Origin of the sequence: Chryseobacterium sp. c4a, from assembly GCF_009900745.1 — a bacterium.
GTDB lineage: Bacteria > Bacteroidota > Bacteroidia > Flavobacteriales > Weeksellaceae > Chryseobacterium.
Genome location: NZ_WXVU01000005.1, coordinates 181,766 through 198,381 on the forward strand (window position 1 = coordinate 181,766; position 16,616 = coordinate 198,381).

At 35.8% G+C, this 16,616-nt stretch carries 19 protein-coding genes; 10 read left to right on the forward strand and 9 right to left on the reverse strand.

Features of this window, described 5'->3' with window-relative positions; translation table 11 throughout:
• Positions 1-55 precede the first annotated feature (55 nt).
• Positions 56-1,048 (forward strand): MBL fold metallo-hydrolase, encoded by a 993-nt coding sequence (locus tag GTR01_RS09560; RefSeq protein ID WP_160137613.1) that lies wholly within the window; start codon positions 56-58, stop codon positions 1,046-1,048.
• A 104-nt stretch (positions 1,049-1,152) separates the two neighbouring features.
• On the opposite strand, the gene GTR01_RS09565 is transcribed toward GTR01_RS09560, so the two are convergent.
• The 9 genes from GTR01_RS09565 to GTR01_RS09605 form a co-directional block, all read right to left on the reverse strand.
• Positions 1,153-1,545 (reverse strand): DoxX family protein, encoded by a 393-nt coding sequence (locus GTR01_RS09565; protein ID WP_160137614.1) that lies wholly within the window; start codon positions 1,543-1,545, stop codon positions 1,153-1,155.
• A gap of 19 nt (positions 1,546-1,564) precedes the next feature.
• Entirely contained in the window at positions 1,565-2,350 is a 786-nt protein-coding gene (locus GTR01_RS09570) for a DUF1223 domain-containing protein (protein ID WP_160137615.1), read from the reverse strand.
• 187 nt (positions 2,351-2,537) lie between these two features.
• Positions 2,538-3,299 carry a LytR/AlgR family response regulator transcription factor gene (locus GTR01_RS09575; RefSeq protein ID WP_160137616.1) on the reverse strand — a complete coding sequence of 254 codons (762 nt, stop codon included), beginning with the start codon at positions 3,297-3,299 and terminating at the stop codon, positions 2,538-2,540.
• Positions 3,280-4,293, reverse strand: a complete 1,014-nt coding sequence (locus GTR01_RS09580; RefSeq protein WP_160137617.1) for a sensor histidine kinase — start codon at positions 4,291-4,293, stop codon at positions 3,280-3,282. Before GTR01_RS09580 ends, GTR01_RS09575 begins: the two co-directional genes overlap by 20 nt.
• 67 nt (positions 4,294-4,360) lie before the next feature.
• Positions 4,361-4,804 carry a hypothetical protein gene (locus GTR01_RS09585; protein WP_160137618.1) on the reverse strand — a complete coding sequence of 148 codons (444 nt, stop codon included), beginning with the start codon at positions 4,802-4,804 and terminating at the stop codon, positions 4,361-4,363.
• Positions 4,801-5,778 (reverse strand): heme-binding domain-containing protein, encoded by a 978-nt coding sequence (locus tag GTR01_RS09590; RefSeq protein ID WP_160137619.1) that lies wholly within the window; start codon positions 5,776-5,778, stop codon positions 4,801-4,803. Before GTR01_RS09590 ends, GTR01_RS09585 begins: the two co-directional genes overlap by 4 nt.
• 400 nt (positions 5,779-6,178) lie before the next feature.
• On the reverse strand, positions 6,179-8,398 hold the full coding sequence (locus GTR01_RS09595) for an NADP-dependent isocitrate dehydrogenase (protein WP_160137620.1): 2,220 nt from the start codon (positions 8,396-8,398) through the stop codon (positions 6,179-6,181).
• Between the two features lie 109 nt (positions 8,399-8,507).
• Positions 8,508-9,614 (reverse strand): hypothetical protein, encoded by a 1,107-nt coding sequence (locus tag GTR01_RS09600; protein WP_160137621.1) that lies wholly within the window; start codon positions 9,612-9,614, stop codon positions 8,508-8,510.
• 12 nt (positions 9,615-9,626) lie between these two features.
• Positions 9,627-10,085 carry a T9SS type A sorting domain-containing protein gene (locus GTR01_RS09605; protein WP_160137622.1) on the reverse strand — a complete coding sequence of 153 codons (459 nt, stop codon included), beginning with the start codon at positions 10,083-10,085 and terminating at the stop codon, positions 9,627-9,629.
• A 164-nt stretch (positions 10,086-10,249) separates the two neighbouring features.
• Here GTR01_RS09605 and tpx point away from each other — a divergent pair, with 164 nt between their 5' ends.
• The 9 genes from tpx to GTR01_RS09650 all read left to right on the forward strand — a co-directional run bounded on the left by tpx (position 10,250) and on the right by GTR01_RS09650 (position 16,310).
• On the forward strand, positions 10,250-10,753 hold the full coding sequence (tpx, locus tag GTR01_RS09610; protein ID WP_160137623.1) for a thiol peroxidase: 504 nt from the start codon (positions 10,250-10,252) through the stop codon (positions 10,751-10,753).
• 74 nt (positions 10,754-10,827) lie between these two features.
• The gene (locus GTR01_RS09615; RefSeq protein ID WP_160137624.1) at positions 10,828-11,403 is read left to right on the forward strand and encodes a Crp/Fnr family transcriptional regulator; all 576 of its coding nucleotides are present in this window, start codon (positions 10,828-10,830) and stop codon (positions 11,401-11,403) included.
• A 68-nt stretch (positions 11,404-11,471) separates the two neighbouring features.
• The gene (locus tag GTR01_RS09620; RefSeq protein WP_160137625.1) at positions 11,472-12,161 is read left to right on the forward strand and encodes an alpha/beta hydrolase; all 690 of its coding nucleotides are present in this window, start codon (positions 11,472-11,474) and stop codon (positions 12,159-12,161) included.
• 83 nt (positions 12,162-12,244) lie between these two features.
• Positions 12,245-12,592: a VOC family protein gene (locus tag GTR01_RS09625; RefSeq protein ID WP_160137626.1), complete on the forward strand. Its 348-nt coding sequence runs from the start codon at positions 12,245-12,247 to the stop codon at positions 12,590-12,592.
• 108 nt (positions 12,593-12,700) lie between these two features.
• Positions 12,701-13,105, forward strand: coding sequence for a glyoxalase superfamily protein (locus tag GTR01_RS09630; protein WP_160137627.1), 405 nt, complete (start codon positions 12,701-12,703; stop codon positions 13,103-13,105).
• A gap of 132 nt (positions 13,106-13,237) precedes the next feature.
• Positions 13,238-14,449 carry a DUF763 domain-containing protein gene (locus GTR01_RS09635; protein WP_160137628.1) on the forward strand — a complete coding sequence of 404 codons (1,212 nt, stop codon included), beginning with the start codon at positions 13,238-13,240 and terminating at the stop codon, positions 14,447-14,449.
• Positions 14,450-14,743: 294 nt separating this feature from the next.
• Complete coding sequence (locus tag GTR01_RS09640) at positions 14,744-15,334, forward strand: Crp/Fnr family transcriptional regulator (RefSeq protein WP_160137629.1); 591 nt, start codon at positions 14,744-14,746, stop codon at positions 15,332-15,334.
• A gap of 78 nt (positions 15,335-15,412) precedes the next feature.
• Positions 15,413-15,826, forward strand: a complete 414-nt coding sequence (locus GTR01_RS09645) for a VOC family protein (protein ID WP_160137630.1) — start codon at positions 15,413-15,415, stop codon at positions 15,824-15,826.
• 31 nt (positions 15,827-15,857) lie between these two features.
• On the forward strand, positions 15,858-16,310 hold the full coding sequence (locus GTR01_RS09650; RefSeq protein WP_228452201.1) for a hypothetical protein: 453 nt from the start codon (positions 15,858-15,860) through the stop codon (positions 16,308-16,310).
• The last annotated feature ends 306 nt before the right edge of the window (positions 16,311-16,616 follow it).

Genomic DNA, 16,616 nt, shown 5'->3' on the forward strand with positions numbered 1-16,616 from the left:
CCATTTCAGGAGGTGTTATTTTAGTTATAATGAATGCAGAAACACCATCAAAATTATGAATAGAAGAGAACTATTGAAAAACGGATTGCTGGCAGGAACACTAAGTCTTGTTCCTTTTTCAAATGTATTTGCAGAAACGAAGACCACCTCAGAAAAAACAGGAGATGATCTTTCAGGATTTAAAAAGATTAAACTTGGAGAATTAGAGCTGTTTATTCTGACAGACGGATATATTCATGAAGAAAACCTGAATTTATTTTCGCCAAGAGGAAACATTTCTGAATTGAAAACCATCCTTAAAGACAATTTCAGAGCTGATAACTATATTGATATGGCAATCAACATCCTGCTTGTTAAAACAAAAGATAAACTGATCCTAATGGATGCAGGAATGGGCATATTTGCTGATGAAAGAACTGGTTTTTTATTAAAAAGCCTTCAAAAAGCAGGATTCTCAGCCAATGATATTACGGATATTTTTCTTTCTCATGCTCACCCTGATCACATGGGTGGAGTAGTAGATAAACAGAATAAGTTTGTTTTTCCGAATGCTGCTGTTTTTATTTCAAAAATAGAGCATGATTTTTGGATGAATGCTTCCCTTAATGATTTTAATAACAGTGCTTTGAAGGCTCATCCCGAAATGCTGACTCAGATCATTCCGGCACTTCAGAATATATTGAAAGCTATTCAGCCAAAGTTGAAATTTTATGATTTAAACAAGACGCTGTATAATCACTTCAATTTTCAATTAGCTCCAGGGCATACACCTGGTTTAACTGTCACTACAATATCATCAGGGAATGAAAAGCTGATGTATGTTGCTGATCTTATTCACTCAGATATTATTCTTTTTCCTCATCCTGACTGGGGATTTTCAGGAGATACGGATCTGGATATTGCAACCACTTCGAGAAAGAAATTTCTTAAGCAGTTGGCGGATACAAAAACCAGAGCATTTGCTTCTCATTTGCCATGGCCGGGACTGGGCTTTACAAAAATAAAGACTCCGGGATTTGAGTGGATTCCTGAAAGTTTTATGAATTAGAAGATCCTTTAAGATATTGAATAAGAGCGGACTGTTGTCCTTATGATAGAGGAAAACAACCCGCTCTCGTTATTATGATTCATGTATCCGGCTTTAGCCAAAGCTTAAAGCTTACCCACTATCAGTTCTGAAGAATATAATTTTCTGAACATGAGATACGTGAGGGTAAGAACAGAGAAAGCAATGATGGCATCTACCGTTGCAGGAAAGCCAAGCACCACAATTTTGGAGAAAAAGGCAAAGATGATATCAAAGAACATTCCTGCAAAAACCCATTCTTTAAGCCTTAATAATGTATTGGGAAGCAGAAGGACTGCAATACCTGATAGTTTAAATACTCCTAAAATATAAATGAAATGTGGCGGATAGCCTAATTGACGGGTAATATCCCATACTACAGGGTTTTTAGTAAGTTCAAAGAAGCCGCTGGCTCCAAACCATAATGACATAAAAATTACTCCCGACCAATAAATGATTTTTGTTGTTCTTGTTTTCATTGTTGTATTGTTTTAAATATTATTGTACTGAATTGAAATTGAATTTTGCTGATCCGGAAATTTCTCCTGTTTTCGAATTCTGGATAAATGCTATCACTTCCCAGTTCTCCTTAGAAAATGATTGTGGAACTTGAAATATAGTTATTCCCTCTTGCTGTGTATTGAAGGCTATTGAGTTCTGTTGATGCACGATTTGCCAATGTTGTAAATGGTGGCCTTCATTTTCACCCTTGCCCACATCGGTAGAAGATTGTTTCTCAACCAAGGTTACCAAAAGCATGTTTTGAGAAGTTGTGGTAGTCCCATCATATTGTACCTGGATTTCATTTTGAGCCACCTTTGCAGAAAGACTGATGTTGGTATTTTGAGAACCCGATAATGCTGTTTGAAGTGCTTTGTTGACTGCATTTTCATCAGAACCCACAAACTCAGTTTTTCCATTGACAACTAATTGGGGAGTATACACCTGGGAATTTAGAAGATGACTGTACAGTTGTTGGTGTTGAGAATTTTCTGCAGAACTGAATCGGTCTTTCCATCCTAAGCGATTCCAATAATCAACATGATAGGATAAGATATAAACGTTTTTATTTTTATACTCTTTTTCAATCTTTCCCATCAGCTCATCGGCAGGTGGACAGCTTGAGCAGCCCTCCGATGTAAAAAGTTCCAAAACGGCGAAGCCATTGTCTGCTGTGGCTGGATTCTGTTTTACCTCTTCTTTCCCATCTTTTTGTACGAAGGCAAAAGCAGAAAATAATGATAAGGTTAAAACCCCGGTTGTAATTACATTTTTTAGTATCATATCTTTTAATTTGAATCAAAAGTAGATACTGTTGAGACTCAAAGAAATGTCAAAATAGCTGAATCAGACAAATTGAGGGGCGAACCCGGAAAATGAAAAGAAGAATATTTTTGTATAGGCTGGAAAATAAAAATTGCAACTCTATTGTAAGAGCTGCAATGATTGATTTTTAATAAGGAAAAGAGGATTATCTATTCTCCAGCCACGTGAAAAAGCTATGCGTTTTTTCTTTATTGATTAAAAGCTTTTCAGGAGTTTCAATGATAAGTTTTACCAGAATTTTACGTTGAAAATAGTGTTCCATTTCCTTAATTGCTTTAAAATTAACAAGATATTGCCTGTTAACCCTGAAGAATTGCTTGTCAGATACCTGTTCTGCAATCTGCCCAAGTGGCTGGGTAAGCGGAAACTGTTCTTTAGAAAATGTAACAAGGTGCGTAATTTCATTATGGATATAAAAATAGGCGATATCTTCAGTAGGTACAGTAGTGTATTTCTGATTTTTGAATACCAGGAAGCTGGTTTTTCCTTGTGGTTGGTTGATTCTCTGTAAAAGTGCATTCAGGTCAGGAAGTTCATTGTTCTGAAAGAAACTCTTTAAATCATCAACCTTTTTCAAAGCTTCTGCAATGTCTTCTCTGGAAAATGGTTTCAATATATAATCCACTCCTTTACTTTTAAAAGCATCCAGCATGTATTGGTCAAAAGCTGTACAGAAAATCACAGGGCATGTAATGTCCACAGCATTGAATATTTCAAACGAAAGACCATCTGAAAGTTGGATGTCCATAAAGATGAGGTCTGGTTTTATACCGTTTGATAATGCTTCTATACTGCCTTCAATGCTGTCATAGACTCCCAGTATCTTTGAGTCCGGTTTAAGGTCTGATATTAAATTCTGCAGGGACTTTGCCGCTCTGAATTCGTCTTCAATGATGATGATATTCATGGATCAATGGTAGTTTTATCTGAAATGTTTTTTCGTCTGAATGAATAATAATATCCTGCTCCAGTAAATGCTTGTAGCGCATTTTAATATTGTCAAGGCCTACTCCCAGGGAATCTTCTCTGCTAAGTTTACGTTGAACAGGGTTTTCAATAATGATATGTTTTTCAGTGTTATATATTTTAATGTGAAGAGGCTTGCTTTGTGAAACGATATTATGTTTGATGCAGTTTTCAACCAACAGCTGAAGAGTAAATGGCGGAACTAAAGTTTGAAACGTTTTTTTATCAAGTTCCTGAGTAAAGGCTATGCCATCGCCAAAACGTGCTTTTTGGAGGAAGAGATAAGCATCTACAATTTTCATTTCTTCCTGGATGTTGATGAGATCCAGTTTTCTGCTTTCGAGAGTGAAGCGGTAAAAATCAGAAAGCTTTACAATGAAATCAACAGTTTCTTCGTCATGGGTTTCAGCCATAGATTTCAACGTATTCAGGCTGTTGAAAAGGAAATGTGGATTGATCTGTTGTTTCAGTAATTCGTATTGAGCGCCAAGATTGTCGCTTTTTACTTTTTCCAGTTCCAGTTCTACCTGCTGGCCGGTATAATTATTCTGCAAAAGCGTTAAAAACATATAACACACCAAATTGATAAGAATTCCGCGTACTTCCACCATCAGCATCACAGGGCCAAAATTGATATGCGAAAGGATCAGCTGCTGAATCCATGCTAATCCGAACATAATAACCATTCCAAACGCCAACACTACCAATAGCCTTGAGTAGGAAATATGTTGTCTCCGTTTCACTGTACGATTCAACATATAGATATTGACATACCACATGATTACTGAAAATGCAGCAGTGATAGCTGAATTTACAATGGCTTCCTTCCAGTTGAATTCATGGGAAGCGAGCTGAGGTACAGATGATAAAATCCCAAGAAAAATGGAACTTATCCAGATAATGGCTAGTGAAATTCTTATTTTTTGCTGCTGCATCAGGACAGTAGATTTAAGAAGGTTAAATTAATGCTTTTTATTGCAAAATGATTATATATCTTTTGTTTTAAGGTCTGCTAACCGGGAGATAGCTCATAAAATAATGTATTCTTTCTTCTTTATTGAAAGAAGTACTCTTTACGGCTGTATTTTGTATTTCATAAGAAACATTTCCTGTAGTATCTGTTTGAATCGTTTCAATACTGACTAATTCACCTGTAATTGTCCCTCCGATATATTGCGGATTGTCATGATAACGCCATGTAACCAGTTTCATTAAAGATCCTGCATCAGGTGTATTGCTTGCTTTTGACAAAGATTCTAAAGCTTTTTCATTGCCATATAATGCAGACATGGTTTTGTTCTTAGGATTTAAAGAGGTAGAAATAAACTGAAGATGACCTGGATCAAAAACCACTCTCATCAACCCGTTATTGTTATCATTGTTTTTCTTGCTGCACGAAGTAAGTGATATAAAACTTACCAGTAGGATCACTATTGTATTTTTCATTTTTTTTGTAGATTTTGAATAAGTCTTTGGGTATTTACTTTCATGGGGACATCAAAAAGATAGCCTGTTTTTTCTGCCAACTGCCTGTGGCAGGCAATGCAGGATTCTTTAGCAAAAGATTCGCTTTTGCCGGTAGGGTGAAGGTCTTTCCCTGAAAACTTGGCAAATCCCCAACCTTCAGTATCTGTATATTTTTCGGTATCTTTTACCATAAACTGAGCATTAATGAATTCTCCTGCTCTGATTTCTCCATTAGATAGCTCTTGCTGTTTCCATACAGATTTTACTACAATGCTGCCATCCGGCCACGGGTGAAAATTTTCTGTTTCAATGGCCTTTACAGCAATGTCATTTCCATAAATAACCCGAATAGAATTATCGAAAAGAGTACTCATGCTAATAACTTTCCAGTTCTTGAAATCATCAGTGTATTGAACACCGTTAGGTGAGACAGGAAATTTATTATTAGAAGTGACAATTGCCTGAGGTATTGGGATTATTTCCTTATTTTTTACAGGAATATTAGCTGCAGATAGAGAAAGCGTATATTTTTTTACAGTTTCAATATCCTTTTGGGTAATCTTGGCAGAAGGGTGGAGGATTGTATATTCATGGAGAGGCATTTTTCCGCTTTGTATCATATTCAGAATAGCATACATTTTTCCTTTGTGTTCGGCTGGAGAAAGCTTCTCCCATTCTGAAAAATTAAGGACTTCTCTTGCTCTTTTCACATCTTTATTTACAGCCCATGAAATAGGAGCTATTTTGTCATACCAACTAAGGTTCTGTTGATTAGAATGGCAGCTAAAGCATGAGTTTTCAAGAATAGCAATAACTTCTTTGGGAGCTTCAATTTTTCCTGTAACCGGTTTTCCTTCGAGGGGCTGGCTGAATAGCTGCAATCCACCAAAGATCCCTAAAATCCCAAGAAAGGCAATCGCAATGGGATTTCTTTTTTTCTTTACGGTATTCATAATGAGTATTATTTTCTGTTTTATGGTTCAAAAGTAAGTGAGCAGAATGGGCTCTGAAATGAGAAAAAGGCTGAACCGGACAAAAAGGTGGGTGAAAAATGAATTTTACGAGGTGAAAGTTAAAAAAAAATCCCAGAAAAATAATTTTCGGGATGTATTAGGCAGTGTTTATAAAGTGATGCGGGTGGTTTCTGTCTTTTCACTTTGATCTGTTTTTGTACTTTGTTTACAGGATAAAACTAACAGAAAAGTTAATAAAAGAAGAAGTGAGTCTTTCGTAATAATGAGTTTTATTCTTGTAAATATAGAAAAAATCACAAAAAATAGAGTGGAGTACTGCTAAAATCAAAAAACCTCGCAAATTGCGAGGTTTTTGTATGATGAATTGAGTCTCTAAAGATTAGATTCCGTCAATAATTTCATTTAAAACAGTGCTAGGTCTCATTGCAGCATACGTTTTATACGTATCCGTTTTGTAGTATCCTTCGATATTTTGAGGTTTACCTTGAGCACCGATTAATTCAGCATTGATTACTTCTTCGTTTTCCTTCATGGCAGCAGCAACCGGAGCAAACTGAGCGGCTAATTCAGCATCAGCAGTTTGGTTAGCTAAAGCTTCAGCCCAATACATTGCTAAATAGAAGTGAGAACCTCTGTTGTCGATCTGACCTACTTTTCTTGCAGGAGATTTATCCGTAGCTAAGAATTTAGCGTTAGCTTCATCCAATGCATCTGCTAACACCTGAGATTTTGTATTCCCTTGAGTTTGTGCTAAATGCTCTAAAGAAGCTTGTAATGCTAAGAATTCTCCTAAAGAATCCCATCTTAAATACCCTTCTTCTAAGAATTGCTCAACGTGTTTTGGAGCAGAACCTCCAGCACCTGTTTCAAATAAACCACCACCATTCATTAATGGAACAATAGAAAGCATTTTTGCAGAAGTACCCAATTCAAGGATTGGGAAAAGGTCAGTTAAATAATCTCTCAATACGTTTCCTGAAACAGAAATTGTATCTTTTCCTTCTCTTGCTCTTTTTAAAGTTTCAGTCATAGCATCTTTTACATCAAGAATTCTGATGTCAAGACCTGTTGTATCGTGATCAGCAAGATATTTTTCTACTTTTTTGATGATTTCTCTATCGTGAGCTCTTCCTTTATCTAACCAGAAGATCGCAGGAGTATCAGAAAGTCTTGATCTGTTGACAGCCAATTTCACCCAGTCTTGGATAGGAGCATCTTTTGTTTGACACATTCTGAAAATATCATTCTTTTCTACTTTTTGAGAAAGAAGAACATTTCCTGCTTCGTCCTGAACCTCTACAGTTCCGTCAGCAGATAATTGGAATGTTTTATCGTGAGAACCATATTCTTCAGCTTTTTGAGCCATTAAACCAACGTTTGGAACGGATCCCATAGTTGTTGGGTCTAATTTTCCATGTGCTTTCATATCATCAATTACAGACTGATAGAAACCTGCATAAGAACGGTCTGGAATGATACAAACAGTATCTTCTTCGTTTCCGTCTTTGTTCCACATTTTACCTCCGCCTCTTACAAGAGCAGCCATAGATGCGTCAACAATAATATCAGAAGGAACGTGGAAGTTAGTAATTCCTTTATCAGAATTTACCATTGCCACTCTTGGCCCTTCAGCTAATGCTTTTTCAATATCAGCTTTGATGTCAGCCTCCTGTGCATTTCCTTTGATTTTTTCAAAAAGATCAGCAAGACCGTTATTTGGATTAATATCTAAAGACTTGAAAGTCTCAGCATATTTAGTGAATACTTCTTTGAAGAAAGTTTCTACGATAGCTCCAAAAATAATTGGATCAGAGATTTTCATCATGGTAGCTTTAAGGTGAGCCGAAAGAAGTACATTTCTTTTCTTAGCTTCTGCGATAGCTTCCTGAACGAATACTTTCAAAGCATTAAGGTTCATTACAGAAGAGTCAATTACCTCACCAGCCTGAAGACCGGCAAAATCTTTTAATACTGTTTCAGCACCATCATTTCCTTTGAATACGATTCTGTATTTTGTAGCGTTTTCTAATGTTGTAGAAGTTTCTGTTCCGTAGAAATCACCATTGTTCATGTGAGCTACATCAGTTTTGCTGTCAGAAGCCCAATCTCCCATTCTGTGAGGATTAGCTTTTGCATAGTTTTTAACAGCTTTTGGAGCACGTCTGTCAGAGTTACCTTCTCTTAATACAGGGTTTACAGCACTTCCTAATACTTTAGCATATTTAGCTTTAATTGCTTTTTCTTCATCATTTTTAGGTTCAGCAGGGTAGTTTGGTACTGCAAAACCTTTTCCTTGTAATTCAGCAATCGCTGCATCTAATTGAGGAACAGAAGCAGAAATATTTGGTAATTTGATGATGTTAGCATCCGGTTGAGTTGCCAATTCTCCTAATTCAGCTAAAGCATCACCAATTTTTTGATCATCCTTTAAGAATTCAGGGAAGTTAGCTAAGATTCTGCCTGCCAGGGAAATATCCGGAACAGCGATTTCGATATCTGCTGATTTAGTGAAAGCTTTTACAATAGGTAAAAACGAGTGAGTAGCCAGCATTGGTGCTTCATCCGTTAATGTGTAGTAAATTTTTGATTTTTCTGACATTATACTGTTATTTATTATTTGAAATTAAAGTCCCACAAATTTACTAAATATGATTGTTTTTTTAGGGAATTTTTAAATAAAAAAAGAAGCAAAAAGCTTCTTTTGATTTTTATATCTGAACAATGGTATATTCTCCGGTTCCGTTAAAATTGATATTAAATTCAACCTTGAAGTTTTTAGGAGTAGAATTAAGGTTGGGAATTTGAATCAGATCACCTCCGATATCCAGACTTCCGTCACTTAAATTATCCCCTAAGGATTCATCATATCCGTTTGCTGGTAAATTAATTTTGAATCCTGAGAAATTAGATGATGTTAAGCCGCTTATTGTTGTTGAGAATTTCTGAGTAGCCTGGTTATAAGTGGCAGGAGAAATGATAATAGATGGATTACTGGAGTTAGGTGTAATTTTTGGTGTTATATTCATAAGCTGAAAACGTATGCCACCAAGTCCGAAATTCTGTATTCCAATAGAATAGAATCCATTGGAAGAAGCTGTGAGATAGGTGCCGTTTGTTACTAAATACCCATTATCTGCTCCATACACTTGTGCTGAAGATGCAGGAGAAGTGATGAACTTAACCTGTGTATTGGAAGACAAATATTTATATCCGATTTTCTGACTATTTACATTTCTTAATTGTTCAGCAGCCGTAGCATTAAAGTTATTGTATGACCCATACATGTATAAATCAGCAGGGAATACATTATCAGAATTGGGTGTCGTAGGTAAAGTTAGGTTTCCTGAATTATCAACACTCAAGGTATAGTGAGTACCATTAGGAGAAACCAGCGTGATGCCTTGTCCCGCACCTGTCACAACAGTTTTACTCACCTGGGCATAAGGAACACTCATCAATTGATTAACTCCAACATTTACATAATTAGAGCCTCCTTGCGGATCCATTTCTACTTTTACAAATTTTGTATTGCTTCCCCAATTGATAGCCCCGAAACTCCCTGTTGTTGCTGCTCCCTGTCCGATATTAAGATTAACAAGCCCTTTAGAGTTGGTTGTTTTATTATGAGTTTCACTATATAAAACATTCCCTGTAGCGGCATTTTCCAGAATGCTTATTTTTAAAGAAACATTCCCGTTTGAAACAGGAGCTCCTGAAGCATTGAAAGCAATGGTCTGATAACTGAAAGCTTGTGGAACCTGTGCACAAAATAAAGCCGTAAGACATAATCCTATGGAAGTATAAAGTTTTTTCATGTTGAATAGTTTTTAAGGTTTTTTGATAATTTTAACTGGTTTGATATCAGGATTTTTGAAGGATACCATGTATACTCCCGGAATAAGAGTTCTCAAATCAAGTTTTCCCGATTCCAGTCTGGATTTTAAAACAAGTTTCCCTGTAAGGTCATAAACTTCAGCTTCCTCAATCTTGGATCTTGAGCTTAATGTAATATGAATGAAATCAGCAGTCGGGTTAGGATATATTTTAGCCTGTTCTTTCTCTATTTGAATTTCAGATGCCCCCAGCACTTGTAAAACCGATTGATAAAGGATTCCCATTGTGCCGGAATTAGCTTGTTCAGGATCTGTCGGGATAACGTAGATTTCGCCAACAGAATAAGCAAGATTCTCAGATGAAACAGCTCCGGAATTAATACTTCCTATTGCAGATTGGGAAAAACCGAAAATAGGTACTCCGAACAGTACAAGAGTAATTTTTTTTCGCATGTTTATTAATTTTTTAGGATCGCGAATATAAATAAAATTTTGTTTAAAATCTTGATTGATAGATAAAAGCATTTTTAATTTTACTTTAAGATTAATTTAACCTTATATTTCACAGGAAACTTTTCTATTTTGATTAAATTTGAAAAACTAAAAAAATAAATATTATGTCAACGACAATCACTTTAAAAGGAAACGAAGTACACACTATAGGAACATTACCAGCAGTAGGAACTACTGTTAAAGATTTTGCATTGGTAGACTCAGGATTAGCTGTGAAAACTCTTGAAACTTTTGGAGGAAAGAAAAAAGTATTCAATATTTTCCCAAGTATTGATACTCCTACTTGTGCAGCTTCTAGCAGAAAATTCAATGAAGAAGCTTCAAAATTAGAAAATACTGTGGTAATCAATGTTTCAAAAGATCTTCCATTCGCATTAGGAAGATTCTGTGCTGCTGAAGGATTGAACAACGTTGAGACTCTTTCAGATTTCAGAAGCAGCTTTGGTGATGATTATGAAGTAACAATCACAGATTCTCCTTTGAAAGGATTATTAAGCCGTGCCGTAATTGTTACAGATGAAAACAATAAAGTAGTTTACACGGAGCAGGTTTCAGAAATTGCTGACGAACCTAATTATGATGCAGCGCTTGCCGCATTAAACCAATAGTAGAAATAATTTTTGTAGAAAGCCTTGTGAATATATTTTGCAAGGCTTTTTTTGACCTCTAAATAGATCATGATATGATATCAAATCATTACGAAAAATACGGAGAACTGTTTCAGGTAGATCAGGAACATTTTGATGAGTTTTATGCCCTTCTTAACGATACCCATATTGTAAAATCAGATTTCTTTCTGAAGGAGGGAGAAAAGTGCAAGTATTTGGGGTTTATCAAAAAAGGAACAATCAGATGTTTTTATATCAATGATCAGGGACGTGAAATCAATTTTGGGTTCTATTTTGAAAATGAATTCTTTACTGATTATGAAAGTATACTTTGTGATACCGTATCCAATATGAATATTCAGGCATTGGAAAATTGCGAGATTTTATTATTAAGCAAAGAGCATCTGCAAACATTATATCAGAAAGAAGCTTATTGGCAGAAATTCGGACGGGTGATGAGCGAGAAAATTTATTTGGATGCCAAAAAAAGAATAGATGACCTACTATGCCTGTCTCCGGAAAACAGATATTTAAATCTTCTAAAAAAGGAACCACTGCTTTTTCAGAAAATAGCACAGAAACATATTGCCAGTTATCTGGGCGTTACAGAACAATCATTGAGTAGAATCCGAAGCAGAATCGTAAATTAACTTAAGTTAATGCCAAATGATATTTTTGTTGGTAGCTTTACCATTATCAAATTTTAATACTTATTATTATGGAACAGAAAGATTTAACCATTATTTTGGTACATGGAGCTTGGGGAGACGGATCTCACTGGCAATACATTATTCCTTCCCTTACAAAAGCAGGCTATAAAGTAAGAAGTGTTCAGAATCCTCTTACGTCATTACAGGACGATATTGAAAAAACAAAAGACCTTATTGATGCTCAGGATGGGAAAGTTCTTTTAGTAGGACATTCTTATGGAGGTGCGGTGATTTCAGGAGCCGGAAATCATGACAAGGTTGTGGGGTTAGTCTATATAGCAGCCTTTGCTCCGGATGCTGGTGATAGTTTAGGGGCTTTACTAGGAAGAAGAGAATCTCCGGGTGGGGCAAGTATTTATCCTGATAATAAAGGTTTTTTATGGATTAAATATGATGAATTTAAATCCGCATTCTGCCAAGATTTGGATGATGAGAAAGCTTTGGTGATGGCGTTATCTCAAAAACCTATTCATGGGCAGTGTTTCGGAGATACAGCAGGTGAACCGGCATGGAAAACAAAACCAAGTTGGTACCAAATATCATCAAATGACCGTATGATCCCTGCTGAAACTGAAAAAGAAATGGCAGAACGCCTTCAGCCTAAAAAGGTAATCACATTAGATGCAGGGCATGCTTCATTAGCTTCGCATCCTGACGAAGTTACGCAGCTGATTTTAGAAGCAGCATCTTCACTTTAAAAAAGATAGATTAAAATAAAGATTAATAAAGCTCTGGAAAATTTTAAGTATTTTCACAGAGCTTTTTTATTAAAAAAATAAAGATGGTAAAAAGAATCGTAGCCAATATAAAAACAGATGATCTCACAAAAGGGAATCTCTTTTATCAGGATATTTTAGAGCTGGATGTTTTGATGGATCATGGTTGGATCAAAACTTTGGGTACTGAAGAAGAAGCTAAAGTACAGATTAGTTTTGCTGAACAGGGTGGTAACGAGACCGAAGTTCCGGATTTGTCTATAGAGGTTGATAATATAGATGAAGTGTATGATAAAATGGAGAAAGCAGGGTTTAGGATTGTTTATGATATTACTAATGAAGACTGGGGAGTGCGCCGCTTTTTTGTAAAAGATCCATTTGGAAAAGTTATTAATATTCTTTCCCATCAATAAAAAAGTAACATCATTCAATAGGAACGGTCTTTAGTCCGTTTTCATCAAAAAGAGAATCATCTGGCTTTAGCTAAAACTTAAAAATAATCTATTCAATCCCTGATTATTATGAAAGCAGAACAAATTATTCCTATCCTAAGAATCTTCGATTATCAGAAAACCCTTGAATTTTATATTGACTGGCTTGGCTTTGAAATAGCTTGGGAGCATCGTTTTGAAGATGATATGCCTGTTTATATAGAGGTTAAAAAAGATAATATCATTCTTCATCTGAGCGAACATTACGGAGATGCAAGTCCCGGAAGCAGTATTTTTATCTGGGGTGAAGGTGTGGCAGAATACCATAAAGAACTTATTGATAAAAAGTATAAATACAATCGCCCCGGACTTGAAAAGACATTCTATGATGCTGTTGCATTTACGGTGCATGATCCTTTTGGAAATAAAATTATTTTCAATGAAAAATACAATCAGCACAAACATGAAGCCTTAAAGTTCCATTCAATAGAATAGAAAGCAATCGTACTCAATCTATTATTGTTGATGAAGAATGATAGAAAATCATAAATCATTCCCTCTTTAACTTGATTGAAATCATCATCTGTTTAGAATATTAAGACTAACTTTGTTTCTTTACAATAGAAAATGAAACGTTCAGGAACAGCAGATCTACCTCTTCACTATGGCAAAGTACCACCATGGCTGTATGAACGTATGTCTATTCTTGGGCTTTCCATTGTTGAAGCAATCCTTACAGATTATGGTAAAGATGAGGTTCTTCGCCGGTTAGCAGATCCATTTTGGTTTCAGAGTTTTGGAGCTGTTATGGGAATGGACTGGCATTCTTCAGGAATAACTACTTCAGTAATGGGGGCTTTGAAACGTTCCATTAATCCCAATTCTCAGTCGTTGGGATTGTATATCTGTGGCGGAAAAGGAAAATTTTCCAGAGAAACCCCATCAGAGCTTATTCAGATTGCTGAAAAAACAGGTTTGGATGGGAATGAGCTGGTAAGAGCCAGTAAGTTATCCGCTAAAGTAGATAATACGGCTATTCAGGATGGATATCAGTTGTATCTGCATAACTTTATCCTGTCAGACAATGGAAGCTGGAGTGTTATTCAGCAGGGAATGCATGACTCTGACGGAACAGCAAGGCGTTACCATTGGCATTCCGCAAATATAACTTCCTTTGTGGAAGAACCTCATACCGGAATTAATGGGATTTCAAGAGGACGAATTTTAAATCTTACGGATTCCGAAGCTGCTGAAAACAGAAAAGGAATCCTGGATATTTCCCACACAGATTCTATTGACGTGATGAAGGATTTTTCAAGATTAATTCTTCCTGCCCATCATGATGTGCAGGCCTCTGACGTAGATCTTAAACGGTTGGGAGCTCTTTTGTATATGACCCGAGAGCAACAACCACAAAATTTTGAAGATTTATTGATGCTGGAAGGAGTAGGCCCTAGAACGATGCAGTCTTTAGCTCTGGTAAGTGAAGTGATTCACGGAGCACCATCAAGATTTTCTGATCCTGCGAGATTTTCTTTTGCTCATGGAGGAAAAGATGGCCACCCATTTCCGGTTCCGATTAATGTATATGATGAAAGCATTAGTATTCTTAGAAAAGGAATAGAAAAATCAAAACTTGGAAATTCAGATAAGCTGAATACTTTGAATAAACTTCATCAGATTGTAGCTGCTGCTGAAAAAGACTTTACTCCCGATTTTGATATTCAGGAAGTCATTGAAGAAGAACGTCAGAATTCATGGCGTTTTGGTGGAAAAACAGTGATGGATGATGCTCAGAAACCTGCTCCTCCTAAACCTATTCAGCTCTCTTTATTTTAAAGAAAGAAGCAAATCCAATTACTGAGAAACTTCATTTTAAATCTTAACTTCTCTATAACAACGATCACTATGGTATAGCAATTCCCTTCAGTTGGAGGGGAGGGGCAAATCTTCGATTTGACAGGGTGGTTTTCTCCAGTACTTAAACTTCTGTTTAAATATGTGATATTGCTAATTTATCTTAAATTCAGTGAAATATGTGGTATTAAATCATAAATAAATCATTTTGTTTAATTAAAGTTATGGATATTTCAATTTAAAATTTTAATTTTAAAGTCTTAAAAAAATGACCTGATGACCTATAAATCCCTAGAAGTGTGTTACGATTTTCCGTTTTTTCTTCAGGAAGAACTTGATGAAATATTTAAGGCTCATGAAAAAACATCCTTTCAAAAAGGAGAGTTTATCCTTGAGGAAGGAAAAATGGCAAACGAATATTATATTCTGGATAGCGGATTGGCTCGTTCATTTGTTAATGATTTTAATGGAAATGAAGTTACTACCCATTTTTTTGTTGAAAATGAGGTGATTATTGAGGTTCTCTCCATGTTTCAAAGGATTCCGACACAGGAAAATATTGTCTGCATCACCGACTGCGAATGCTGGAAACTGGATTATGATACTTTCCAGGAGCTTTTTCACAAAATTCCTAACCTAAGAGAATGGGGAAGAGCATGGATGTCTAAAGAACTTTTTGATTATAAACAAAGATCGGTGGAAATGTTCACCCTTTCAGCGACAAGAAGATATCTGAATTTGTTGGAGCAAAAATCAAAGGTTATACAATTTGCCCCTTTGAAGCAGATTGCTTCTTATCTTGGAGTGACAGATACTTCTCTGAGCAGAATTCGTAAAGAATTGGTCTCTCATCCTAAGAAAATTTAAATCTTGCCTTATGGCAAGTTGATTTCCATTACTCCTTGGTAATTTTGGGTAAAAGTTTAACACCAAAAATTATTAAAAATGAAAATCAATCAAATCTATATCAATTTACCTGTAAAAGACGTACAGAAAACCAGAGCATTCTGGACAAAGCTTGGTTTTTCTATTAACGAACAGTTTTCAGATGATAAAGCAGTATGTGTGGTGATGAAAGAAGATCACATTTACACGATGTTTCTGAAAGAAGATTTTTTTCAAACCTTTACCAATAGACCTTTTGCAAAAGGAGATACCACACAGGTGCTTCTTGCTATTGGCGTAGAGCGCAGAGAAGAAGTAGATGAGATGGTAAATACAGCTATTGAAAATGGGGGTTCCAAATACAGTGAGCCTATGGATCACGGATGGATGTATCAAAATGCTTTTGCAGATATTGATGGTCATCAGTGGGAAGTAATGCATGCAGATCCTTCGCAGTTTCCAGACAATATCTAACCAATTTTATTTTCATATCAACATAGAAGTCATGTCAAACGAAATAGAATTAGTAAAAAATCAAATCAATATTACCTATAAAGTAATTTTGATTAATACAGAAGGAATTACCCATGAAGAGTCAATGATTTTTCCTAATGGGGAAGGCAATTGTATGAATTGGGTCTTAGGGCATCTTATTTATATCAGAAATGGTCTGCTGAATATTTTGGGCGGAGAATCGATTTGGGATGCCGAAAAATTTTCGGGGTATAACAGAGGAGCTATTGCTTTAGAAAGAAAAGATGAATTTGTAAATTTTGATGAACTGAAATCTTACTTAAAACAATCCCAAGAAAAATTAGAAGAGAAACTGATTGGCCTTGGACACTTTCCTGTTGAACAGATCAGCGATATTGCAACTCTTTGTTTCCACGAAAATTATCATAGTGGACAGCTTGGATATATCCGTAGGCTTCTGGGAAAACCGGGAGGGATAAAATAATAGCACAAAGAAGTTGATTAACCTTGGAAATCTGTGAAAGAAAAATAGATTCCAGACTGCCCTTCTGAACTTTGTTCGCAGATCTTCAATCTGTACTCTGAATAATAAAAGAAACTGTTGACTTTTTATTTTATTTCGGGGATGGTGCAGATTAGGCAGATGATTGAGGCTTAAAAACGTATGAAATCTGTAAAATATACCGGGAAAAGATCTGCATTACTCAATTTTATCGAAGATAAAATCTTTGCGCCTTAAAAAATATAGAGTTTACAAATTATTCGCGCCTTTGCGTTTTTCTAACCATTA